Consider the following 24,996-nt stretch of genomic DNA (forward strand, 5'->3'; position numbering starts at 1 on the left):
CGCTTCGTAAAAAGAGGGCTCATTGTATTACATACGGCATAGTCGGCACAAGGCTTAGCTTGGTGAAATGCTTGATTTGATCGGGTATTCATCCAGTATTTACAGTGTATTTATCGGCTAGGTAAATGTCATTACCGTAAATTCAAATCAATAAAACTCAGAACAATCAAACCAAAAACAAAAGCCGCACGATTTTTATTTTCGTACAGCTTTTATCCAAAACTCTCAAGACTCATCTCTGAGTTGAACAGAAGTTTTAATTACCTTCTAAGAAGCTTTTCAATTTATCAGAACGTGATGGATGGCGCAGCTTACGCAGCGCTTTTGCTTCTATTTGGCGAATGCGCTCGCGTGTCACATCAAATTGCTTACCGACCTCTTCCAAGGTATGGTCAGTCGACATTTCAACACCGAAACGCATACGCAAGACTTTTGCTTCACGCGGGGTCAATGAATCCAACACATCCTTCACTACATTACGCATCGACGCGTGTAGAGCAGCGTCGGCTGGTGCGAGCGTATGATTGTCTTCGATAAAATCACCCAAATGAGAATCATCGTCATCCCCGATTGGTGTTTCCATCGAAATCGGTTCTTTCGCGATTTTCATAATCTTGCGAATCTTATCTTCCGGCATATCCATCTTGATCGCGAGCGTCGCTGGATCTGGTTCTGCACCTGTTTCTTGCAAAATCTGACGAGAGATACGATTCATCTTATTGATGGTTTCGATCATGTGCACAGGAATACGAATTGTGCGCGCTTGATCCGCGATAGAACGCGTAATTGCCTGACGAATCCACCACGTTGCATAAGTCGAGAATTTGTAGCCACGACGATATTCAAACTTATCGACTGCCTTCATCAAACCAATATTACCTTCTTGAATCAAATCCAAGAATTGCAATCCGCGGTTTGTATATTTTTTCGCGATAGAAATTACCAGACGCAAGTTCGCTTCGGTCATTTCGCGTTTTGCTTTGCGTGCCTTCATTTCGCCCGCGGACATCTTTTTATTGATGCCACGTAAATCTGGCAATGGCAATACGACACGCGCTTGCAAGTCGATCAATTTTTGCTGTAATTGCTGAACGGTAGGCACATTGCGACCCAAAATTGCGCTGTAAGAATGGCCTGCATTTACCTCACCATCGATCCAAGCAAGATTGGTTTCATTACCTGGAAACACTTTGATGAAATGGGAACGCGGCATACCGCAACGATTCACCACGACATCTAAAATTTGCTTCTCAACGTGACGCACTTCATCGACTTGACCACGCAGGGTGTCACACAATTTTTCCACCACTTTGGCGGTAAAACGAATACCAAGCAATTCATTCGAGATGGCTTCTTGCGCCTTAATATAATTCTTCGAGTTATAGCCTTCTTTTTCAAAGGCCTTACGCATCTTGTCGAAGTTCTCAGAGATAGTCGCAAATTTTGCTAATGAATCACGCTTCAATTGCTCTAATTGTTCGGCTGAAATTCCAGCAGCAACAGCAGCACCGTCTTCTTCCTCTTCTTCCTCTTCGTCCTCGTCTTCTTCGTCCTCGTCGTCTTCGTCACTCTCCGCAGCAACGACAGGTGCTTTTTCTTCTTCAGTTTCTGCGTTCGGATCAACTAATCCGTCAACGATGTCATCGACTTTAATTTCATCACTGGCGATACGATCTGCTTGTGCGAGAATTTCTGCGATCGTGGTTGGACACGCAGAGATCGCCTGAATCATGTCTTTCAGACCTTCTTCGATCTTTTTCGCGATAACAATTTCACCTTCGCGCGTCAGCAACTCGACCGTCCCCATCTCACGCATATACATGCGAACTGGATCAGTGGTGCGACCAAAGTCGGAGTCTACTGTGGACAAGGCCGCTTCAGCTGCCGCTTCGACTTCATCATCATCACTTGCGACAGTAACTACATTGTCCGACAACAACAATGCTTCTGCATCAGGCGCTTGCTCATAAACAGCCACGCCCATGTCATTAAAGGTGCTAATAATGCCTTCGATCGCTTCTGGATCGACAACATTCTCAGGCAAGTGGTCATTTATTTCTGCGAAGGTCAAATAGCCACGATCTTTACCCATTTTAATAAGGGTTTTCAGACGCTGGCGACGACGCTCTAATTCTTCTGCGGTCGCTTCAGGATCTGCAGAAAATGCATCTTTTAAAAGTGCTTTTTCTTTGGCTTTACGATCTTTTGCTTTTGCCTTATCGAGCGCTTTCATCTCAGCACGTTCAACCGCATTGAGCGCTGCCATTTCTTCGTTTTCAGGCTGATATTCTTTTGGCTTACGACCGCGACGGCCCGGTACTTTCACACCAGGTAAAACATAGCTGGAAGTGTCGATACTCGCCAACAGCGCAGCATCAGTCGTTTGACTGACGGTAGGTGCAGATCCAGTCTTAATTTCTTGCACTTCTGGAGCTTTTTCAGACTTGACTGCTTTCGCTGATTTCTTGACTGACTTGGCTTCGTCTTTTTCAACTTTGTCGGTCTTTTCAGCTTTGCTACTGGCGTTAGATGCTTTAGTAATCACAGAGGCTTTCTTTGTTGCGGCTGACGGTGTTTCAGTTTGCTTCACTTGCTTTGTTGCAGCTTTTTCGACATCTTTGCTCAACTTCGGTTCCGCTTTAGCTTGGTTTTTTGTAGCAGGTGTTTTTGACACTTCAACTTCCTTTTTACTGACCGTCGATTTTACATCTTTACTTGAAATCTTGCTCTGAACCAATTTTACTGGCTTCTGCTCTACTTTAGGCGCTTTAGCACCTTTCGCAAGGACTTTTTTGTCAGCGACTTTTGTCGTTTTCACTGATGTTAGTTGTTCCTTCATTTTGGCTGCACTTGTCTTGCTGACTTTCGAAGGAGTTTTGTCTGCTATCTTTGCTTTTGTGGCGATTGCAGCTGGCTTTTTTGTAATACTTTTATTAGCTGATTTGCTAGCTGATGCGCTAGTTGTAGCAGCACTATTTCGTGGCTTAATCGCTTTTGCAGGTGTCGCTTTTGCCTTCTCTGGGGCAGCAAGCTTTATAGTTTTAGCAGCTGGCTTTGCTGTCTTAGCGATTGGCTTGGTTGGGACTTTCGATGTTGCCTTAACGACTGTTTTTGCTGCGGGCTTAACGCTCGCCTTTGTTGACACACTTGCCGACTTTTTCGTGGCAGTGGTTTTGGTTGTACTCTTCGTAACTACGGATGTCAGTTTTTTCGCGGGTTTCTTCATTGCACTAGCCATTGAATCAAACCAACCGAAGCTGAAAAGCTATTTGAAATTTAAAAAAATAAAGCACTGTTACCAATCAACATTACGCAACAGAACAATCATACAAAAATCAAATTCAACATTTCTTAGCATCGGCGTTTTGGGTTACTCGGAGGAGCATATGCTCACCTAAACAACACATTCTTTGACTACTTTCAGTCACAAACAAAACTGACCGCGACAAAGAATGAAAACAACCTAAGACCTTGAATCGAAAGCCTTTAACTATACCACTTGCCACTCTTTTAATCAATCTAAGCAGATCAAAACCGACTCATCCATGTCACATAAAAGTAGACAATTAACAAGTATTTTATATCAGCTCAATTAATTTCCTTACATCAACTCACACTACGAAAATAAAATGAATCGTGCAACAAATAATTTACTGGACGCTATTCGACGATTCAGCCTCTGCCTCACGCCGAATTACGTCTTGCAACTGCATGATTTCTCGGTATCGTGCGACATCAGCGGCTTCACGCAAACCTCGTTGCGCCAGTTGTTCCATTTCTAGCTTGAGCACTTGTGTTCGCATCTGCCTTAAAGCCCCCGCCAACTCCAATCGGACAACCTCAATCTCAGATTCTGTTTGCTCCGCGATTTCTGCAATCAAAGGATCAAAATCGGCACTCGTTGCACGCAAGGTTTCTGCCAGCGCTGCAAAATTGGCTTGCTCTCCCATAGGTTGAGCAAGCGCCACCAATTGCTTGAGCATATCGGCGCCATCTGGTGCAATCTTGGCAGCACAATCCATCATTGCCGGAGTCATCATGACAGCTAAAGAAGGATGCGCGACTAAAATCCGCATCACTTGTCGCTCCAATCCAACAGGCGCACTACGACGACTCTTGGGTGGTGCGATTTTTACACGTGCAACTGGCTGACTTAATTCAAATAAGGCTTCAATCTCAGCCGCAGTCGACTGGGTAATTTGTGCCAAATTTCTGACCAATTGCAAACGCAAGGCCGACGGAGCCATTTGCTGCAATAAAGGCTTGGCCTCAAACTGAGTTTTTGCCCGCCCTTCGGCAGTAGCCAAATCGTTATCAGCACTCACTTCCTTGATCAGAAATTGTGATAAAGGCATGGCATTTTGCACTTCGCTCGCAAATGCATCTGCGCCGTATTCACGCACGAAACTATCGGGATCATGCTCAACTGGCAAAAATAAAAACTTAATGACCTTATTGTCATTCACGTGCGCTAAGCAAGCATCCAAAGCCCGGCGTGCTGCACGTCGACCAGCACTGTCACCATCAAAACTAAAGATTACGTGATCGGTTTGACGTAATAATTTCTGCACATGAGTCGGTGTGCATGCCGTCCCTAAAGTCGCAACCGCTTGTGGAAAACCCAATTGCGCTAGGGCCACCACATCCATGTAACCTTCTGTTACCAAAGCATAACCTGCGTCCCGAATTGCTTGACGCGCTTCAAACAAGCCATACAACTCCAAGCCTTTTTGGTATAGGGGTGTCTCAGGAGAATTCAAGTATTTAGGCTCACCTTGATCCAGTATGCGTCCACCAAAACCAATCACTTGCCCCTTCGTATTACGGATGGGGAACATAATTCGGTCACGAAAGCGATCATAACGTTTACGATATGCGCCCTCGTCATCACTTTTATCGATGACCATACCTGCTTCTGCTAAGGCGCTTGCGCCATAATCCGCAAATACAGCTCTTAAACTATCCCATGCATCCGGTGAATAACCCAAACCAAAACGCGCTGCGATTTCACCTGTCACACCGCGCTTCTTCAAATATTGAATTGCCCTATCGGCACCACGTAATTGTTGACGATAAAAATCACACGCCTTCGTCATGACTTCACTTAGCGCCAAACTTTTGGCGGTTACCTCGGCCCTTTGGGCTGGCAACATACGATCATCTTCAGGCACGATCATGCCATTATTCAGCGCCAAATCTTTAACAGCATCAACAAAACTAAGGCCCGAATACTCCATCAGAAAACCGATAGAAGTCCCATGAGCACCACAACCAAAACAGTGATAAAACTGTTTGGTCGGGCTAACAGTAAAACTAGGAGATTTCTCGTTATGAAACGGGCACAAACCCATATAGTTTGCGCCACCTTTTTTCAATTGCACGTACTTACCGACTACATCAACAATGTCGACGCGGGCAAGCAGATCCTGAATAAAACTTTGTGGAATCACGCCAACAATCTCATGGAATAAAAACAAATACGGCCTCGGAAAAACTGGTTCCGAAGCCGCAATCTAACAACACCAAGCAAAAAAAATTACTTAGCTAAAGCAGCTTTCACCATTGCAGACACGACTGTCATATCCGCGCGTCCAGCTAGTTTTGGCTTTAAAACCGCCATTAATTTGCCCATGTCTTGCGGGCCTGTAGCACCAACTTCAGCAACCGCCTCATTGACCGCAGCTTGCATCTCTACTTCAGTCAATCCAGCAGGCATATAGGCCGACAAAATCGCCATTTCGGCTTTTTCAATATCTGCCAAATCCTGACGACCGCCAGCTTCAAATTGACTAATTGAATCTTTACGCTGTTTAATCATTTTTTCAATGATTGCTAACACCATGGTGTCATTCAACTCTACACGCTCATCGACTTCTTTTTGCTTCATCGCAGCAGTGATCAAACGAATAGCGCTTAATTTTGCAGAATCTTTAGCGCGCATGGCGGCTTTCATGTCTTCGGTAATTTGATCTTTTAAGCTCATGACATCCTCTTGAATAATGCTTTTACGCAGCAAAATCAAAGCTACATAAATAAAAAAGTGAAAATAACAAAGCCCGCTGCGGTACACCGGAGCGGGCATGCAAACCTAAAGCTGAGAAATACTGTAAGACATTAAGCTGTTATGCAACCGACTCAATGCCAAACAAGATTAGTACATCTTCTTAGGCAATTGCTGACTACGAATACGTTTGTAGTGACGTTTAACAGCTGCTGCCAAACGACGCTTGCGTTCTGCAGTTGGTTTTTCATAAAACTCGCGAGCGCGCAATTCGGTCAACAGACCGGTCTTTTCGATGGTGCGCTTGAAGCGACGCATGGCGACTTCGAACGGCTCGTTTTCTTTAAGGCGAATTGTGGTCATGTAAGTTCGGAACCAGTTAAAAATTTATAGGAAGACCGAGATCATAACAGGATTTTTTTAAATAGGGAAGTTAACTGATGAAAACTTATGCAAAAAAGTGTGGCAAAACGTCGAAAATTTATCATGAAAACAATGAACGCATTCGAGCCATATATCGCTCAGGTGAAGCATCGGATGACGTATCAAATGAAGTACGCTCAATGCGCTTCTGCAATTGCTTTCCCGGCAGCAACCCCTGATGCCCAAGCCCACTGAAAATTAAATCCCCCTAACCAACCAGTTACATCAACCGCCTCTCCAATGAAGTAAAGGCCGGGATACTTATTTACCATCATAGTTTGCTGCGAGAGTTCGCGCGTATCCACACCGCCGCGGGTCACTTCTGCCTTTCGATACCCTTCTGAACCATTCGGCAATAATTCCCAGCGACTAATCTTTTCACTCAATAAACGTAGTCGTTTGTCCTGCATATCTGCAATTTTTGCACTGCCATCAAACTCATGCGCAACGAGTAATCCATCAACCAATCTTGCTGGTAAGTACGCAGCAAGAAAATTTGCCAAAGTTTTTTTACTAGTGGTTTTAGCGTCAATTAACTCATCTGCCAGCGCCACCTCTGGCAGCAAATTAATTCGAATGCTCTGTCCAGGCTGCCAATAACTTGATATTTGCAAAATAGCTGGGCCTGATAAACCACGATGCGTAAATAGTAAGTCTTCACGGAAAACAATTTTGTTTTTCTTCTCTCCGGTTTCTATATCAACTTCTAAAGAAATACCTGCCATCGGCACAAAGGCCGCCCAGCTAGGCGCATCAAAAGTCAGTGGAACCAATGCAGGCCTTGGCTCTACAATTTTCAATCCAAATTGCCGCGCGACACGATAAGAGAAATCTGTTGCACCAATTTTTGGAATAGATAAGCCACCAGTCGCGATCACGACATTGGCTGTGAGGAACCTTCCCTGAGCAGTCTGTACGATAAATCCATGTTCAAATTTCTGTATTTCGTCGACACCACAAGACATTCTCCACTGAACGCGACCAAGATCGCATTCAGCCTTTAACATACGAATAATGTCTTCAGCAGATTCATCGCAAAATAATTGCCCTTTGTGCTTTTCGTGAAAAGCAATATGGTAGCGCTTCACCAAACTAAGAAAATCTTGTGGCGTATAACGCGATAAAGCACTCTTACAAAAATGCGGATTTTCTGACAAGAAATTAGCTGGTGTCGCATGCAAATTTGTAAAATTACAGCGACCACCTCCTGAAATACGAATTTTCTCAGCCAACTTGACGGCATGATCGAGTACCAATACTTTTTTACCGCCCTGACCAGCGACCGCAGCGCACATCATGCCAGCAGCTCCAGCGCCAATCACGATCACATCGTATGTGGAGGTAAATTCATCAGCCATCTTGGATTTCTCGATATAAAACATTAAAGACATTAATTAAGGCGCGCATTGTAAAGGAAAACTGGCGCACCGCTTTCTATTTATTAAGATGCAATTGCTTCGACAGCTGCATGCAATGCTCGACTTGCTTTGCAATATTCAATGGAACCGCTTGTTCGCCATTCAGCACTTCTTTGATCCACTTAGCAGTACTCTGTGCATCAATACCCGTGGGCAAATTTTCAGGTTCTGCGAGCAATTGAGATGTCGTCTCTTGCAATATCGTATGCTCGCCTTTCCAATAACAATCAATTTGTTGAGCTCGCCCTGTACTAGCAACCGTCTCACCTTCGGTGCCTCGCATCAATAAAACTGCGCCGCGCTGATGCGGTGCCAATTCACGAAAATAACGATCCAACATCACTTGGTATTCTGGGTGCGTATAGGAAGTAAGGCGCAATGCTTGCGCCGCAAATGGTTGCAGGATTTTTACTAAGGTGTGTGTCGAATTGCGCAAACCAAGAATTTTGCGCAACTCGAGAATTCTATGCATTGCTGGTGCTAAAACCGCAATTGGCACCAAGGCTAAACTTGTTTGTGATAAATTTTGCTGCGCTTGTGCGAGGTCAGATGCAGCTTCGATACCTAATTCAGCAAAAATCTCCGCACTTGTTACTCGTCCAGGATCATGAAGCATTCCATGCACCAAGACTGGCACACCTTCACGCGCCAATAGCATGGCAAGAAGGGGCGTCAAATTTGGTCGCTTACGAGCGCCGTTATAGCTGGGAATAACGATCGGTGCATACGAAGAATTTCCTGGTGCAATGAGAACTTGCATATGCGCCTCTGCGGCATCAAGAAAGCCAGCAATTTCTTCTATCGACTCACCTTTAATACGCATGGCGATCAAGATGGCACCCAACTCCAAATCATTCACACGTTGATCAAGAATCGCTGCATAGAGTTGATTCGCATCATCTCGCGACAGGTCGCGTGCACCTTCCTTACCTCGTCCAATTTCTTTGATGTAAGCAGCCGCTAAGAAAGGCTGAGCGCTTAATTTATCTTGTGAATTTTTCATAAATTTGACTCAAACAAAACACGAATTAGGCGTGAATTGTGTTTGTATTTGGTATTTGTATTAAAGCTGAATTGGGCTGAAATCGGATTTATATCCGACCGAAAATTTGTATAAATTGGCAAACAAAACTAAACAGATCAAAACTTCGACATGCACTTGAACTAGAGTTCATGACAATATCTATACTATCGATCATTGTATTTACCATCATAGCAAGAGACATACAATGACGCTGCATTCTCCAATTAAGCAAAGCAAGACATAGAAATATGTATCGATGCGACGACAAGTGATGATCAATCTCTTACTCTTTAGGAAATCATTGTCGTTTCCAAATAAGTTTCGCTATACTTGTTTGCATTCAGTTAAAAAGTCTTCCCTATCATGATGAGCCAAAATCCCGACGCTAATGCTGCCTATGCCAAGCTGCATGTCCTTCTCGTTGATGACGACGAGTTTCTTTTAGAGGTAATGAAAGTCACCTTACGTGATCTGGGTGTCGCTTCTATCGTGTTGGCAAAAAATGGTTTTGAAGGATTAAATAAATATCGCCAAGCGCAAGTACGTCCTAATTTGATTATCTGCGATTTGTGTATGCCACAATTAGGTGGAATGGAGTTATTAAGTCACTTAGCACTTGATGGCTGCCAAGCAGATATTTTAATTATTTCTGGTCACAACTTAGTTCCTCCAGTTGACCAACATTGGGCGCTTGCGAATTACAATGGGCCTATTCTCAATTTAGCTGAAAAAATTGCACGCATTCAGGGCTTAAAAGTCCATGCAAGTTTTGAAAAACCGATCACTCGTGAAAAAATTATCGAGATGCTAGATTTGGTCGTTGCCTACAACTCCCCGGCTAAAGCAACTATACCAAGCGCCACTTAATTCAACGCCCGAACGATCTGCAAGACTCACGCATTTGATCGTTACGGGCGTTGATGTTCAAGAATATGCTGTCATCACTTTGATCTGCTCACGTATTTTTTCGGCGAACCGCTCATAGTGTGCACCCAGCATCCCCCTTAACTCTTGATCGCTGATGTAATTAATTGACTCACGATATGCAGCCTTAAGCTCTTGCCCAGCAACCCATCGCGCTTCAACTCCAGCCAAATCACTAACGCGAATACTTTGTGCACTTGAATTAGCCTTAACATAATTAGCAATGCTTTGTTGATGTGCCGCTACCAATTCTGCGACACCAATATTGGGAGATAATTTATTTTGTATGATTTTCCCGCCGTACTCAAACGGCGAAATACTTTGCGGTTGTGTCGTAATCATTGCACCGTCATCAAAGGTGGTAACGCACTCTATCATCTGGTGTTGCTTCCATTTTCCTGTCAAGAACATCACTAAAAATGCAATCAATCCTGGCCATTTTGGTTTCATCGTAAATGATGCTAAGCCAATTTCTCCAGACTCATCCCGAAACAAACGCAACATCACATGCTGTCCCAATACGTTGAATAATCCCATCGCTTCCGCGTCAGCGATTTTGATCATGCCAATTTTTTCAGCCGCCTTTTGAATTTTCTGACAGTACTGTCGCTGATATGCAGGATAATCACCTGCATCAACCTCAAGTAGTTCTGGCGGCGGTTCATGCGCGACATTTAATATTTGCCGTGCGATATTCATCGCTTGCATCGTATCGGGGTCATCACTCATGTGCGCAGCGATAGCATCAGAAACAGAAGCACCATCTCGAATCGCTTGTGCCGCACCGAGCATAGCCTGCGTCGCCATACTGTCTTGCAAACTACGATCCTTACTCCCATTGTCCAAGCCACTGAGCATCAATTGCGCCATCTGTTCCCGTTCTCCTGCGCCATTATTCTCAGATAGCTTTCGTCTCTCGATAAAGTACTCTCGATGGGGTGCATCTACTGGCATCTGCGCCAAAGCACTATCATAAACATTCAACGCCTGCTCATAGCGCCCCAGATCATGCAGTGTACTAGCTAGTTTCATCGCATGACCAGCTGACTTTCCTTGTTCCCAACAGTATTGATAATCCTCAGCAGCGGCTTCCAAATCTGCTCGCTTATATCGCACTCCAGAAAGCGTACTAACTATTTCCGCGCTAGGCTCGGCGTCTATACTTTGATTTTCTAACACGACCAAAGCTCGACTTCGCGCGGCATCTGCACGTGCCAAACGATACTCAAGATGTTGAGGACAAAGCAGAATCGCTTGATCGATAAGTCTATGCGCCTCGGCTACGCTCTCTTCACTCACTTGTTCCGATTCAGAATAACGCAATGCATTTGCTAACAAGAATTGGGCTTGCGCCAACTGTGCGACAGGCAAGGATGTGCTCGTATTGACGGTATCAGCAAGACGAATAACACGACGCAGATCTGAAATATTTCGCTGCTCAATCTCACGCTGAATGACATCACGATTCTCCCTCGCTTTGCGCACATCAGCAGATTGTGCATCTTGCGCATAATCATCATCGGCATGTAAAGGAGCTTGTTGATCTAAGTAGCAATCTGCATACAAAACACGCTTAAGTAAAGCTGGCACATAATCTGGCATACGCTGCAGTACCACCTCTAGAACAGCAGGAATTTCAGTAAAACGCTCTAATTTTTCTAAGCAATTAAATTGATGCCATCGCAATGCACCCGAATGCGGAAATTTCGTAATCAATCGATCGATCAACATCAATGCTTGTTCATACTGAGCTGCTCTGTAGCGTTGCTTAAATTCATCAAAATCTGGGTGTTGCATTCTCGTTCCCTCAATTGCATGTACTGCTTTTTTTGTTCTATCTAAAAATCTCTATTCATCAACTTAACGTTTCAAAGCGCAATTGCACTTTATTGTTCATACAGTTCCAATGGCAATCCGTCTGGATCTGAGAAGAAAAAGAAACGCTTCTTGGTGTACTCATCTACTCTAATTGGCTCTGGCAGCAATCCCTTTGCAAGCAAATCCTGCCTACTTTTTTCAATATCACTGACCACAAATGCAAGATGGCGCAAGCCTCGCGCTTCAGGATAAGAAGGCCTTGCCGGTGCATTAGCAAACGAGAACAACTCAATCTGCCCACCATCTGGGAGCGCCAAGTCCAATTTATAAGATTGGCGCTCTGCGCGATAATGCTCGGCCACGACCCGCAAGCCTAAAGTCTCGACATAAAACCGCTTAGAACATTCATAGTTCGAACAAATAATGGCAGCGTGATGGATTTTGAGTAGCATAAGGGTGAGACACTCAATTTTTATAAAAATTCATTTACGAATTACAGATGATTCATTTTGCACATCGACGAGCAATCCAGGATGCTCACCAAATGCATAACTAAAACAAAGAACGTCGCCACCACGAAAGAGGGTATTCAAATGGCGCGGATAAGTTAGTCCGGAATCATAGGTATGCAACTCATATTCGCCATAGACTTTCACTGAAGTCATTAACATAGCACTATATCCACAAGGAACCTGAATTGGCATAGTGACGAAAACCGCTGGCAAATTGCTATCCACAATATTTTCCCAAGCTTGAATTGTTTGTCGATTCACTTGAATTAACGATGCCAAATGTATCCTTTGCCGCGACACAGTTTTTTTATCATCGCTAAAATCGTGGTTTAATTCATGACCCAAATCATGCAGAGAGAATTCGGTCGATGGATCAAGCAAACACAACGATACCTCAATGTTCTCCGGAATAAGTAGCGCATTTGGTACCTGTTTCATTAAATGTCGAGATAATGCGACCTGTGGCTCTTTCTCCAAACTTGCCTGCATAATCTCCAACAATACGATGTCGGGAGTTCGTTCACGATCAACGCTATAAGTCATTGCATCGACAAGCTCGGCCTCAGCAATAAATGCTTGCAACTCTAAATAATCAATAATACGCTTGGCTGAATCTAATGAATCTCGATGGATATCGATCAAATTGATTTGTACTTGTTGCGGATTCAAACGCAGCATCAATGGTAAAACCAATAAAGCAAATGGACCGCAACCGACGTACAACAAATTTACCGTTCGCGTTGGCGTTTCCAAAATTTGTTTACTAACCGCCTGAAAAACGCCGCGCATAAACTGTACAGTCCTCACAAAATCTCTTGAACACATCGCCGCAGCCTGCGGTGACAACGCCAAGCCCTGTGCTGTCCGCGTTTCACCTTTAGCTAAGTCACCATCAGAGCAATTCGGATACTGCCCAATCCTTACCAACATATCGCTCAGCAAATTTAATTCTTTGAACAGACTTGAGGCAGAGCGCTCAGACGCCAAAATTGCCTGCGCCAATTGTTCAAATACTTCACGATTTTGCATGAGAATGAGATATAGAAATGATGATAGATACGGTGCATGGAATTACCATGCTTTGCCCAACATGAAAACGTCACAAGTTGATCGAACTATAGATATAAAAAAATCGAGCAAACTATGTTTGAAAAAATTGACGATACGCGAGGGAATTAAAAGTGACAAGGATATTATCTAGCGTTAAAAAACACATTAAAAATCATCAATACAAAATGAAAAAGCCGCAAACTGCGGCTTTTTACATACGATGCTAGATCATTTATTTCGCACTACTCATATCGACCAAGATCTGCAGCGCCAGGGTTACAAAATCTGATTTCATTTGAATAGCCTCCACAAAAAAATCTACTTATGCCGCTTCAGCAGCAATCACCTGTGATGCGGCATTAATGACAGCAGCGATACGACCAACATCACGCAATTGGGTCGTCGACATACCTTCTTTACGCAACAAGTCAAAATGCGACTTCACGCAGAAGTGGCATTTACCTACAATCGATGCTGCCAGTGCATACATTTCAAAGCGACGCTTATCCACGCCACCATTAGTCGCATAGGCATTCATACGCAATTGTGCGCCTTGTGATTTCAGGTCTTCATCATCCGCCATTTCAACATACGGATACCACACATTATTCATTCCCATCAATGAAGCAGCAGTCAATGCAGCTTGGACTTCTTCCGGTGCGATGTGGCCAGAATTTTTAATCAAATCAATCAGCACTTTACTCTTTGCCGCGAATGCCGCAGCCAAGGCGACTCCTACAGCATCGTTACCTTCTAAACTAGAGCGTGCAATTGTGCTGTCTACATTCAAACGAATATCTTTTGCATAATCAGGAATGCTATTTTTAATCGAAGTAAGAAATTCCATAGTTTTCACCTATTAATTGGAGCTTTTAAAACCCGCCGGAGCGGGTTGATTTTACTGCGAGCGCCAAAATTTACCGATCATTGGTAAGCATTGGCGAGCCGCAATCATCATTACAAAGTAGAACCGCCAACTGAACGGTTGCATGGGCACAATTCGTCCGTTTGCAAACCATCCAAAATACGCAAGATTTCAGTTGGGTTACGGCCTACGTTCAAGTTATTGACAGAAACGTGTTGAATCACATTGTCTGGATCAACGATGAAAGTTGCACGCAAAGCGACGCCAGCGTTGACATCACGAACACCCAACATATCTACCAAAGAACCTGTCGCATCACCAAATGCATAGTGATTCAACTTATCCAAATCTTTGTGTTCACGGCGCCATGCCAATTTGCAAAATTCGTTATCGGTAGAACCACCCATCAACACTGCATCGCGGTCGGAGAAGTCGTTTGCCAATTTAGCAAATTCAACGATTTCAGTTGGGCAGACGAATGTGAAATCTTTTGGATAGAAATAAATAACTTTCCATTTACCTGGGAAAGACGCTTCAGTGATGGTTTCAAAAGCGGATACACCATTTTCTTCATGATGATTAAAACCTGGCTTAGCTGCTGGTACGCTGAATGCATCGAGTTTTTGTCCAACTGTTTTCATTAATTTCTCCTGATAAATTGAGATGAGTCTTACATTTATTGCCGATGCATGTTTTTTCAAGTCTTAACGACACATGTATCAACGAATTTGGTTTAATTTCACAACTGGGACGAAGCTTATCACTATGAATCATTCGAATCCAATAGATTATTTCTAAATACCTCTTAGCTTCTGCCTAAGTCTCATTAATAGCATAGTGCGCACATCAGATGAAATTGTGATGACATGCTAGCACAAACGTTTTGGCTATCGATACCTAAGATTGAACTCTTGCACCACCAAATTCGCAGCGTCATTTATCCATTCCAGAAACGAAAACTTCGGTTTATTCAATATGACCCGCTATAATCGCAAATCCTTATTTAACTGACGAGTTTGCCGTGTCTGATCGTTTAGCTGTCCTACCGCAATATTTTTTACCTAAATATTTATTAACTGCCTTTGCTGGTTTGGTCGCGAATGATCGTGGTGGCAAGCGGACAACGCGATTAATCAACTGGTTTGTAAAGAAATACAATGTCAATATGCAAGAAGCGGCCAATCCTGATACCGCAAGCTATGCTAGTTTTAATGAGTTTTTTACACGCCCTTTACGTGCTGATGCTCGCCCCATCTCGTCAGCAAAATATGTGTGCCCAGTAGACGGCGCCATCAGCGAATTTGGCAACATTGCCGCAGGGCAGATTTTCCAAGCAAAAGGGCATTATTTTTCTACCACCGCCCTCGTTGGTGGTGATGCCAGTCTCGCCGAAAAATATCATGACGGCCAGTTTGCTAATATTTACTTGAGTCCCCGAGATTACCACCGCATTCACATGCCATGTGACGGTCGCTTAACACGTATGATTTATGTGCCCGGCGAACTGTTTTCGGTCAATCCAACCACCGCACGCGGCGTCCCAGGTTTATTCGCTCGTAATGAACGCGTGGTTTGCGTATTTGATTCTGCTTATGGTGAGTTTGTACTGGTGTTGGTTGGTGCAACCATCGTGGGTAGTATGCAAACCGCTTGGCACGGAATTGTGAATCCTCCTCGCAGCAAAAATGTGCGCGAATGGCGTTATGCAGATCAACATATTCACCTAAAGAAAGGTGAAGAAATGGGACGATTTTTACTCGGCTCAACGGTCGTGATGCTGTTCGGTAAAGACAGTATGCAATTCAATCAGGATTGGCAAGCGGCTGGCGCTGTTCGACTTGGCGAGCCTATGGGTGCTGCAATCAATAAATAATTAAAATAGTATCTCGATGCTGTGCGTGGTCTATTGAGATCACAGACTAGATCAAAGCTAGATCACAATCAGCTTCAATGCCACCACCGCAAGCTTCCTCCAAGCTAAAATCTTCCCAAAAATTTCCACCGCCACATTAAATCGAAGGCACTAAGTTTTGATTTATTGAGCCAGCACAAACTTTATGATTCTGCACTGCACAAATTTCTTGCACAGGCCTCGATTTTGATACATAATCTAAATACGAATTATTCTTATTTAGATTATTAAACTTAATTTGGCAAGGCAAGCATATGAACACGCTGCAGTCCCCACAACTTCCACGTCGTTTCGCAACGGGTAGCTTCATTGTGTTATCCCACGTGTTAGTGTTTAGTTTGATTATTTTGAATCCAGTAAAGCATTTCCAAAGCGCGCCAAAAGAAACGATCGTCATGATGGTACCTAGCGCACTTCCAAAACCTGTTGCACCACCAAAGAAGATTGAAAAGGCAGTAACTCCGACAAATACAGTGCCACCTGTTGTAACCCAAATCGCGGTTCAACAAGTGACCGAAAATGCGATCACAGCGACACCAGTAACAGCCGAGACTATCGCACCAACTCCTCCTAGCCCAGCACCACAAACCAACGTCATCGCCAAATCGGAACCAGCTGGACCTAAGCATGTGAGCGCGGTTGAGTATATTCACGCACCACAAGCTGATTATCCTCCAATGGCAAGACGTATGGGCGAAGAAGGACGCGTCGTCATGCAAGTACTGGTGAATGACAAAGGCCGCGCAGAAAAAGTCGAGATTGTGAAATCGTCCGGCTTTGCGCGCTTAGATGAATCAGCAAAAATTGCCTTGCTGCGCGCCTTGTTTAAACCTTATCTTGAAGATGGCAAAGCGACCACAGTACTAGCGACAGCAAGTATTAACTTCTCGCTGCGTGGCTAAGCAAAATATTGGATTTTGACCATAAAAAAGCATATCTTATGACATGCTTTTTTTGCGCCAAATGAATTGGCAAGATCTGTGCGTCAAAGAATCAATTACTCTGGCAGCGTATCTTTAAATGAAGGGCGTTCAGACAATTTATCAAATAATTTGGCCAAATTAGGATATTCGTCACGCCATGCAATTGCTGGAAAGCGAAAACTTAACCAACCTAAGCAGCAAGCGACACTAATATCTGCCAAAGTTAAATGATTACCTACGCAAAACACTGATTCACCTAAACCAAGTGACATTGATTTTAAGCCGGCATTTACTTTATCCATCTGCCGATTTACCCATGCCTCACTCTGGATTTCCGGCGCGCGCATGGTGCGCTCAACACGCACTAATACCGCGGCATCCAAAATACCATCGGCCAAGGCTTCCCAATTTTTCACTTCAGCACGTTCACGTCCGTGAGCGGGGATAAGTTTGCCGACTGGCGTTAAGGTATCAAGATACTCAACAATCACACGTGAATCAAACATCGCACCACCATCTTCCATCAAAAGACAAGGTACTTTGCCGAGCGGATTTGACTGCTGAATGGTCGTGTCATTTGCCCATACGTTTTCGAGTATCAACGCATAATCCAACTTCTTTTCCGCCATCACGATGCGGACTTTTCTCACGTACGGACTTGCAAGGGAGCCGATTAGTTTCATAGACTTTGAAAAGAAAAATAGATTAAGTTACTTTAATTAGAATTACCGATTAGCAAAGTAATTTACCATCGCTATATGTTGACTTGGTGAAATTATAGCATTGCGCACTTCAATAGCCAGACACCAACTGTTGCCAACAGATCTTCAACAATTGTGAAATGCTGAAATAGCGATAGGCCATGTTAAAATGACGGCCTTTGATTTCGCTATTTGGTAGAGATTAAAACAAATTCAGCGCGCTTTCCTTGCATTTAATTGCGACTTCCTCATTACCCTTGATTTCAACTGGAACTATTCGCGGCATAATTTGTGGCATCTCTACTGTGCGTTTGCACCATCGCTACTAAGTTTTTTTACTTCGTTCTTACTTTTCTGGTCATTCTATGTCACTCTCCACTCTATCCGCCCTGTCTCCCCTTGATGGACGCTATGCATCAAAAGTTGATGCTTTGCGTTCTACCTTATCAGAAGCTGGTTTTATGCATCACCGCGTAAAAGTGGAGATTTCTTGGTTACAAGCTTTGTCTTTGGCTGGCTTCGCTGAGATTAAACCCTTCTCAGAAGCAGCGAATACATTACTGAATCAAATCGCAAACAATTTTTCAGAAGAAGATGCGGCGCGCATCAAAGCCATCGAAGCTGTCACTAATCACGACGTTAAGGCAGTGGAATACTGGCTCAAAGAATCCGTCGGTTTAGCTTTACCTACTAGCTACGATCACCTACCGAAGCGTGATTTACAGATTGCGCCTGAAATTACGGCGGAACTCAAGGCAGCTGCTGAATTTATCCACTTTGCATGCACCTCTGAAGATATCAACAATACCTCACACGGCATGATGCTCAAAACAGCGCGCGATAACGTCATGCTGCCAGCATTACAAAAGCTGATTGATCGTTTGAAGGAAATCGCCCACGAAAATGCCAAGGTACCCATGCTTTCCCGCACACATGGACAAACAGCAAGCCCAACTACCTTAGGTAAAGAGATGGCAAACGTAGTCGCGCGTTTGCAACGTGCAGCACAACGTATCGCACAAGTTGAAATATTGGGAAAAATGAACGGTGCAGTTGGTAACTACAATGCGCATTTATCTGCCTATCCTTCACATGACTGGGAAAGTTTTTCTAAAGACGTTATCGAAAATCGTCTAGGCTTAAGCTACAACCCATACACGATTCAAATTGAACCGCACGACTACATGGCAGAAATGTTTGACGCATTCGCTCGCGCAAATACAATTTTGCTCGATTTAAACCGCGATATCTGGGGTTATATTTCTGTTGGCTACTTCAAGCAAAAAACCAAAGCTGGAGAAATTGGCTCATCAACCATGCCGCACAAAGTCAATCCTATTGATTTTGAAAACTCCGAAGGTAACCTCGGTCTCGCAAATGCGCTTCTCAAACACTTGTCCGAAAAATTGCCAATCTCACGCTGGCAGCGCGATCTGACTGATTCAACAGTCTTACGCAATATTGGTGTTGCGCTCGGTTACACTTTGTTAGCCTACGATAGCTGTGTGCGTGGTCTAAATAAATTAGAAACCAACCAAGTTCGTTTGGCAGAAGATCTGGATAACACATGGGAAGTGTTAGCTGAGCCTGTGCAAACAGTCATGCGTCGTTACGGTATCGAAAATCCATACGAACAACTGAAAGAACTCACGCGCGGCAAAGGAATCTCAAAAGAAGCCTTGCGTGAATTTATTGTCGGCTTAAGCATCCCGCAAGAAGCGAAAGAACAATTGCTGGCAATGACACCAGCAAATTACACTGGTATCGCGGCAAAATTGGCGGCTGCAATCTAAGTTGAAATTGTTAGAGTTCGTCGATAAGGATGAACTCAATCAATACAACCTGAATTAAATCAAAAAAGATAGTTGGAAGCACATTAAAACTTCCAGCTATCTTCTCCCCCCCCCCACCTTAAATAAGCCTCCTCTGAAATTGATCTTTTTTTGATCAAATCAAGCAAACTTTCTTTTTCTTTGCTATATTAGTCCTACTTCGAACTAATTTACATTTAGGAATTCGTATGCAACGCTACCCAACAATTAGCATTGTCATGCATTGGTTGATCGCAATATTGATCATCGCTGCATTTATTCTCGGCTCTTGCATGACCGATCTTAGAATTAGCCCCACCAAGCTCAAGCTGTATTCTTGGCATAAGTGGCTGGGAGTTACGATCTTAGGATTCGTCGCTTTACGCCTACTGGTTCGGTTAATCAAAGGCGCACCTAGCTATCCCGATAGCATGCAAGTTTGGGAGAAACAAGCGGCGAATGCAGCGCATATTGGCTTGTACTTTTTGATGTTTGCGGTGCCTCTATCGGGCTACTTGTATTCGTATGCGGCCGGTTTTCCAGTCGTGTACTTAGGTTTGTTTGAATTGCCTGCGTTAATTGAGCCCAATCCAGAATGGAAAGACAGTTTAAAAGAAGCACATGAAATCCTCACGAAATGTATGTTTGCGATCGTCCTATTGCATATCGGTGCTGCACTCAAACATCAATTCATCAACAAAGATGGCGTACTACAACGCATGTTACCAACCAAATCAAACAAGGAATCAACATGATCTCCCGTCCACTAAAAAAGATTAGCGCATCTGTTTTGGCTATCGCTGCACTCTGTAGTTCTACGGTACTACTGGCCGCGAATCTCAATCTCGATGCAGGTAAAAGCACCGTTCATTTTGTGTTTAAGCAAATGGAAGTGCCGGTACAAGCACGGTTCAAAAAATTTCAGGCACTCATTGATTACAACGCAGCAAAACCTGAATTGTCTTCTGCAAAAGTAGAGATCGATTTGAATAGTGTCGACCTACCAGCCCCAGAGTACAACCAAGAAGTATTGAAGAAAGAATGGTTTAATGCCGCGCAATTTGCCAAAGCGAATTTTGTTTCAACCTCGATGAAAAATTTGGGTGCAGGCAAACTCGAAGTGAGCGGCAATTTAACTATCAAAGGTAAAACTCAAGCAGTACGTTTTCCATTGCAAGTGAAGAGCGAAGGTAAGGCGCTTAGTTTTGAAGGCAACTTACCCATCAAACGCTTGCAATTTAATATCGGCGAAGGTGAATGGAAAGACACCAGTATGGTCGCTGACGAAGTCATCATCAAATTTAAAGTAGTCACCAACCCTTAATTTATAGGAGCAATACCATGAAATTAAATCATTTCTTAGCAGTCGCTTTGTTTGCAGTTGCAGCACCAAGTTTCGCACAAACATACAAAATCGATTCTTCCCACACTTATCCTAGCTTTGAAGCGGATCACAAAGGTATTTCTTTCTGGCGCGGTAAATTTACAAAAACAGAAGGTACGATTACTTTAGATCGTGCTGCCAAAACTGGCACCATGAACATCACGATCGATGCAAATTCAATCGATTTTGGTCATGCAAAAATGAATGAACATGCAAAAAATAAAGATATGTTCAACGTGCCACAGTTCCCAACCATCACTTATGTTGGTAAATCAATGAAATTCAACGGTGACACTTTGGTGGCTGTTGAAGGCGAATTGACGATGTTGGGCGTTACTAAACCAGTCAATCTGACCGTCAATAAATTCAAATGCATTCAAGATGCGATGACGAAAAAAGAAATCTGCGGTGCAGATGCGAGTGCAGAATTCAAACGTAGCGATTTCGGCATGAACTATGCAATCAACTGGGGTTTTTCTCCAGACGTCAAGTTAGCAATTCAAGTTGAGGCTGTGAAGTCAAATTAATTCCGACTAAGGCCAACGAAGTCCAACAAACTTCTCCCTTGAAAGGCTGAATCCGCTTCAATAGCTAATCAGCCTTTCATATCTTCTCAATCATCATGGATAAACGTTACTTACGCAGCATTCGTCTCTTGGCAGAGTGCATGCAATTATTTGAGAAATCCTCAGCCAAACGCGTTAAAGCTTTAGGTCTAACTGAATCTCAATTTGATATTATCGCCACCTTAGGTAATACCAAGGGAATGACTTGTAAAGAATTAGGCGAAAAAACTCTGATCACCAAAGGAACACTGACCGGCGTACTCGATCGCTTGGAAAGCAAAGGTTTGATTCAGCGAGAGCGTGGCGAAGACCGACGTCAATTGTTTGTCAAATTGACGCCCGCTGGTGACACGGAATTCAATAGATCTTTCCCTGAAATTGTTAATCAAGGCAGAGTGATGTTTAGCGATTACCAAAGCGCTGATTTTGATGCCTTGGAGGCACAGTTAATCAAACTAAAAAACACGCTTAGCTGAGTGCAAAACACATCGCAATCACCACCAAAAAAACTTTTTATCATCCTGCATTTCAAGGACTGCTGACTTGCGTTGTCAACACGCTTCTGTAACTCCGCCGAATAATCCAGCAAGTTGCCTCCCTGCATTTTCAGCATACTGAGATTCAGATTTAAGAAAACAAAAAAGACGGGAAATCCCGTCTTTTTTTGTTTCACAATACAGCAAAAAAATTCGTCTTAAACCAATTTTCCGTGGCATTGCTTATATTTCTTACCGCTGCCGCATGGACAAGGATCATTGCGCCCAATCTTGAACCCATGATCAACCATCGGCACATTTTCATCTGCAGCGACAGGTGCTGGTGCTAGCATTTCTTCGGGAGAAGCATTCGCATCAAATTCAGCATGTTGGTAATGTACGTTCTCAATTTGAGACTGCGCCATTTGCTGCTCAGCTGCTTCAATTTCTTCACGAGATTGAATACGAACCGTGACAACAATACGCACCACTTCGTTTTTGATCATGTCCAACATTTGACCAAACAATTCAAACGCTTCGCGCTTATATTCTTGCTTAGGATTCTTTTGCGCGTAACCACGCAAGTGAATACCTTGACGCAAATGATCCAAAGCGGCCAAATGTTCACGCCAGTGATTATCAATACTTTGCAACATCACGCTGCGCTCAAATCCGGCAAACGCGTCTTTACCAACCAATTCCAACTTAGCGTCATATTCGGCTTTTGCAGCTGCCACGACTTTTTCTAAGATATCCTCATCAGTCAAATTCTTTTCTGTTTCTAACAGACTGACTAAATCAAGATTTAAAGACCATTCTGCCGCTAACACTGCCTGCAAGCCAGGTAAATCCCATTGTTCCTCAACTGTTTCAGCAGGAACATATTGACGTACCAAATCGTGGAACATACCGTCACGCAGAGATGCAATCATTTCTGACATATCATGCGCTTCCAGCAATTCATTACGTTGCTGGTAAATCACTTTACGCTGATCATTGGCAACGTCATCGTATTCAAGCAATTGCTTACGAATATCAAAGTTACGTGCCTCAACTTTGCGCTGTGCCGACTCAATTGAACGACTTACGATACCAGCTTCAATCGGTTCACCTTCGGGCATTTTCAAACGATCCATAATCGCGCGAACGCGATCACCCGCGAAAATACGCAGCAAGGCATCGTCTAAAGAAAGATAGAAACGCGAAGAACCTGGATCGCCTTGGCGTCCAGAGCGACCACGCAACTGATTATCAACACGGCGAGACTCATGACGCTCTGTACCGACAATATGCAAACCACCAGCGGCAACCACTTGGTCATGCAACGATTGCCATTCCTCACGCAATTTTTGGGCTTGCTTTTGCTTTTCAGCGTCGGATAAGGTGTCAGACGCTTCAATCATTTGCACTTGTTTTGCAACATTACCACCCAAAACAATATCAGTACCGCGACCTGCCATATTGGTAGCAATCGTGATTGCTTTTGGACGACCTGCTTGCGCAATAATTTCTGCTTCACGCGCGTGCTGCTTTGCGTTCAATACATTGTGTGGCAATTTGGCTTTATCCAAAATACCAGACAACAATTCAGAGTTTTCAATCGAGGTGGTACCGACTAATACAGGTTGACCACGTTCATAGCAATCCTGAATATCCTTCAACATCGCACCGTATTTTTCTTCGGCGGATTTGTAGACTTGGTCTTGACGATCTTTACGCGCAGATGGGCGATTTGGTGGGATGACTACCGTTTCGAGATTATAAATTTCTTGGAATTCATAAGCTTCTGTATCCGCCGTACCAGTCATACCTGATAAACGCGCATACATACGGAAGTAATTTTGAAAAGTGATGGATGCCAAAGTTTGGTTCTCGTTTTGAATACGAACACCCTCTTTTGCTTCGACCGCTTGATGCAAACCATCCGACCAGCGACGACCCGTCATCATACGACCAGTGAACTCATCGACGATCACGATCTCATCACTCAAAACCACATAGTGTTGATCTTTGAAATACAAAGCATGCGCACGCAGAGCCGCGTACAAGTGATGAACCAAAGAGATGTTCGACGCATCATATAAAGATGCACCTTCCGGCAACAAACCCATTTGCGTCAAAATACGCTCACACTTATCGTGACCAGCTTCAGTCAACAAAACTTGATGTGATTTTTCATCTTTGGTGTAGTCACCAGGAACTTCTACAACGCCTTTACCATCAGGCGTTTCCTCACCGATTTGTAAAGTCAACAGCTTCGGTACTTCATTAATTTTGTAGTAAAGCTCAGTGTGATTTTCTGCTTGCCCAGAAATGATTAACGGTGTACGTGCTTCGTCAATCAAAATCGAGTCAACTTCATCGACCACAGCGAAATTTAATCCGCGTTGAACTCTGTCCTTGGCTTCGTACACCATGTTGTCGCGCAAGTAGTCAAAGCCATACTCATTATTTGTGCCATAAGTAATATCTGAGCCGTAAGCAACTTGCTTAGCATCGTGCTCCAGCTGCGACAAATTGACCCCGGTGCTTAAACCCAACCAACCGTAGAGTTGCCCCATCTGATCCGCATCGCGTTGCGCCAAATAGTCATTGACGGTAACGACGTGCACACCCTTGCCAGACAAAGCATTGAGGTAAATCGGCAAAGTCGCCATCAAGGTCTTACCTTCACCGGTGCCCATTTCAGCAATTTTGCCAAAGTGCAAGGCCATACCACCAATCAATTGCACATCAAAATGACGCATTTTCAAGACACGCTTGCTTGCCTCACGACAAACAGCAAATGCCTCTGGCAACAATGAATCTAGCGTCGCGCCTTTCGCCAAACGCTCTTTAAATTCTGGGGTCTTCGCCTTGAGTTGATCATCTGACAAAGTTTCATACTTTGGCTCTAGTGCGTTAATTTCGCGCACAATTTTTTGGTATTGTTTCAAGAGCCTTTGATTACGGCTACCGAATATTTTGGTCAGGAATGACATGCTAGTAGTGAGTATGAAGGGTATAGGTTCTAAAACACTGCAATACAACATCAATGCAGCAGATATGATTAACTTTTAATTTTAACATGGCTCACCTAGCTTTCTAGATTTTCTGAGAGCAAGACAAGGAAGAACTTGTATGAGTTGGTGGCAAATCATACAAATTCAAGACGGGATTTTGTCTTTGTGAAAAAAATGCTAGTGATT

At 43.7% G+C, this 24,996-nt stretch carries 22 protein-coding genes; 9 read left to right on the forward strand and 13 right to left on the reverse strand.

Translation table 11 applies throughout. The features are described 5' to 3' along the window. Nucleotides 1-256: 256 nt before the first annotated feature. On the reverse strand, nucleotides 257-2,839 hold the full coding sequence (gene rpoD, locus IE103_RS10265) for an RNA polymerase sigma factor RpoD (protein WP_229827216.1): 2,583 nt from the start codon (nucleotides 2,837-2,839) through the stop codon (nucleotides 257-259). On the opposite strand from rpoD, the gene IE103_RS10270 reads away from it, so the two are divergent. Then, nucleotides 2,793-3,398, forward strand: a complete 606-nt coding sequence (locus tag IE103_RS10270) for a hypothetical protein (protein ID WP_189346022.1) — start codon at nucleotides 2,793-2,795, stop codon at nucleotides 3,396-3,398. The two genes, rpoD and IE103_RS10270, sit on opposite strands and share 47 nt — an antisense overlap. A 252-nt stretch (nucleotides 3,399-3,650) precedes the next feature. Here IE103_RS10270 and dnaG read toward each other — a convergent pair whose 3' ends face one another. The 5 genes from dnaG to ybiB form a co-directional block, all read right to left on the reverse strand. Then, nucleotides 3,651-5,450, reverse strand: a complete 1,800-nt coding sequence (dnaG, locus tag IE103_RS10275; RefSeq protein ID WP_189346347.1) for a DNA primase — start codon at nucleotides 5,448-5,450, stop codon at nucleotides 3,651-3,653. Nucleotides 5,451-5,536: 86 nt separating this feature from the next. Next, the gene (locus IE103_RS10280) at nucleotides 5,537-5,983 is read right to left on the reverse strand and encodes a GatB/YqeY domain-containing protein (protein WP_189346023.1); all 447 of its coding nucleotides are present in this window, start codon (nucleotides 5,981-5,983) and stop codon (nucleotides 5,537-5,539) included. 168 nt (nucleotides 5,984-6,151) lie between these two features. Further along, entirely contained in the window at nucleotides 6,152-6,364 is a 213-nt protein-coding gene (rpsU, locus tag IE103_RS10285; protein ID WP_186891961.1) for a 30S ribosomal protein S21, read from the reverse strand. 197 nt (nucleotides 6,365-6,561) lie between these two features. Beyond that, nucleotides 6,562-7,782, reverse strand: a complete 1,221-nt coding sequence (locus IE103_RS10290; RefSeq protein ID WP_189346024.1) for a BaiN/RdsA family NAD(P)/FAD-dependent oxidoreductase — start codon at nucleotides 7,780-7,782, stop codon at nucleotides 6,562-6,564. A 76-nt stretch (nucleotides 7,783-7,858) separates the two neighbouring features. Beyond that, the gene (ybiB, locus tag IE103_RS10295) at nucleotides 7,859-8,845 is read right to left on the reverse strand and encodes a DNA-binding protein YbiB (RefSeq protein ID WP_189346025.1); all 987 of its coding nucleotides are present in this window, start codon (nucleotides 8,843-8,845) and stop codon (nucleotides 7,859-7,861) included. A gap of 384 nt (nucleotides 8,846-9,229) precedes the next feature. Between ybiB and IE103_RS10300 the strand changes: the two genes are divergently transcribed. After that, entirely contained in the window at nucleotides 9,230-9,733 is a 504-nt protein-coding gene (locus IE103_RS10300) for a response regulator (RefSeq protein WP_189346026.1), read from the forward strand. A 57-nt stretch (nucleotides 9,734-9,790) separates the two neighbouring features. Here the strand turns inward: IE103_RS10300 and IE103_RS10305 are convergent, their stop codons facing one another. From IE103_RS10305 to IE103_RS10325, 5 genes are all read right to left on the reverse strand, one after another. Continuing rightward, entirely contained in the window at nucleotides 9,791-11,587 is a 1,797-nt protein-coding gene (locus tag IE103_RS10305) for a tetratricopeptide repeat protein (RefSeq protein WP_189346027.1), read from the reverse strand. 89 nt (nucleotides 11,588-11,676) lie between these two features. After that, nucleotides 11,677-12,060: an SMU1112c/YaeR family gloxylase I-like metalloprotein gene (gene gloA2 / locus IE103_RS10310; RefSeq protein WP_189346028.1), complete on the reverse strand. Its 384-nt coding sequence runs from the start codon at nucleotides 12,058-12,060 to the stop codon at nucleotides 11,677-11,679. 30 nt (nucleotides 12,061-12,090) lie between these two features. After that, nucleotides 12,091-13,149, reverse strand: a complete 1,059-nt coding sequence (locus IE103_RS10315) for an SAM-dependent methyltransferase (RefSeq protein WP_189346029.1) — start codon at nucleotides 13,147-13,149, stop codon at nucleotides 12,091-12,093. A gap of 343 nt (nucleotides 13,150-13,492) precedes the next feature. Next, nucleotides 13,493-14,017, reverse strand: a complete 525-nt coding sequence (locus IE103_RS10320) for a carboxymuconolactone decarboxylase family protein (protein ID WP_189346030.1) — start codon at nucleotides 14,015-14,017, stop codon at nucleotides 13,493-13,495. Nucleotides 14,018-14,127: 110 nt separating this feature from the next. Beyond that, nucleotides 14,128-14,676 carry a peroxiredoxin gene (locus IE103_RS10325; RefSeq protein ID WP_189346031.1) on the reverse strand — a complete coding sequence of 183 codons (549 nt, stop codon included), beginning with the start codon at nucleotides 14,674-14,676 and terminating at the stop codon, nucleotides 14,128-14,130. Between the two features lie 380 nt (nucleotides 14,677-15,056). Here IE103_RS10325 and asd point away from each other — a divergent pair, with 380 nt between their 5' ends. Together asd and IE103_RS10335 are read left to right on the forward strand one after the other, a co-directional pair. Beyond that, complete coding sequence (gene asd, locus IE103_RS10330) at nucleotides 15,057-15,908, forward strand: archaetidylserine decarboxylase (protein ID WP_189346032.1); 852 nt, start codon at nucleotides 15,057-15,059, stop codon at nucleotides 15,906-15,908. A gap of 293 nt (nucleotides 15,909-16,201) precedes the next feature. Beyond that, a complete protein-coding gene (locus IE103_RS10335; RefSeq protein ID WP_189346033.1) occupies nucleotides 16,202-16,849 on the forward strand; it encodes an energy transducer TonB in 648 nt (215 codons plus the stop codon). 95 nt (nucleotides 16,850-16,944) lie between these two features. Here the strand turns inward: IE103_RS10335 and IE103_RS10340 are convergent, their stop codons facing one another. Next, nucleotides 16,945-17,553: a glutathione S-transferase N-terminal domain-containing protein gene (locus IE103_RS10340; RefSeq protein ID WP_189346034.1), complete on the reverse strand. Its 609-nt coding sequence runs from the start codon at nucleotides 17,551-17,553 to the stop codon at nucleotides 16,945-16,947. Nucleotides 17,554-17,936: 383 nt separating this feature from the next. On the opposite strand from IE103_RS10340, the gene purB reads away from it, so the two are divergent. The 5 genes from purB to IE103_RS10365 all read left to right on the forward strand — a co-directional run bounded on the left by purB (nucleotide 17,937) and on the right by IE103_RS10365 (nucleotide 21,808). Next, nucleotides 17,937-19,364: an adenylosuccinate lyase gene (purB, locus tag IE103_RS10345; protein WP_189346035.1), complete on the forward strand. Its 1,428-nt coding sequence runs from the start codon at nucleotides 17,937-17,939 to the stop codon at nucleotides 19,362-19,364. A 227-nt stretch (nucleotides 19,365-19,591) separates the two neighbouring features. Beyond that, the gene (locus tag IE103_RS10350) at nucleotides 19,592-20,137 is read left to right on the forward strand and encodes a cytochrome b (RefSeq protein ID WP_189346036.1); all 546 of its coding nucleotides are present in this window, start codon (nucleotides 19,592-19,594) and stop codon (nucleotides 20,135-20,137) included. Then, nucleotides 20,134-20,706 carry a YceI family protein gene (locus IE103_RS10355; RefSeq protein WP_189346037.1) on the forward strand — a complete coding sequence of 191 codons (573 nt, stop codon included), beginning with the start codon at nucleotides 20,134-20,136 and terminating at the stop codon, nucleotides 20,704-20,706. Before IE103_RS10350 ends, IE103_RS10355 begins: the two co-directional genes overlap by 4 nt. A 17-nt stretch (nucleotides 20,707-20,723) precedes the next feature. Further along, complete coding sequence (locus IE103_RS10360) at nucleotides 20,724-21,293, forward strand: YceI family protein (RefSeq protein WP_189346038.1); 570 nt, start codon at nucleotides 20,724-20,726, stop codon at nucleotides 21,291-21,293. 95 nt (nucleotides 21,294-21,388) lie between these two features. After that, a complete protein-coding gene (locus tag IE103_RS10365; RefSeq protein ID WP_189346039.1) occupies nucleotides 21,389-21,808 on the forward strand; it encodes a MarR family winged helix-turn-helix transcriptional regulator in 420 nt (139 codons plus the stop codon). 218 nt (nucleotides 21,809-22,026) lie between these two features. Here the strand turns inward: IE103_RS10365 and secA are convergent, their stop codons facing one another. Beyond that, entirely contained in the window at nucleotides 22,027-24,789 is a 2,763-nt protein-coding gene (secA, locus tag IE103_RS10370; RefSeq protein WP_189346040.1) for a preprotein translocase subunit SecA, read from the reverse strand. Between the last annotated feature and the right edge of the window lie 207 nt (nucleotides 24,790-24,996).

Source organism: Affinundibacterium macrobrachii (genome assembly GCF_014652415.1).
Lineage (GTDB): Bacteria > Pseudomonadota > Gammaproteobacteria > Burkholderiales > Burkholderiaceae_D > Undibacterium > Undibacterium macrobrachii.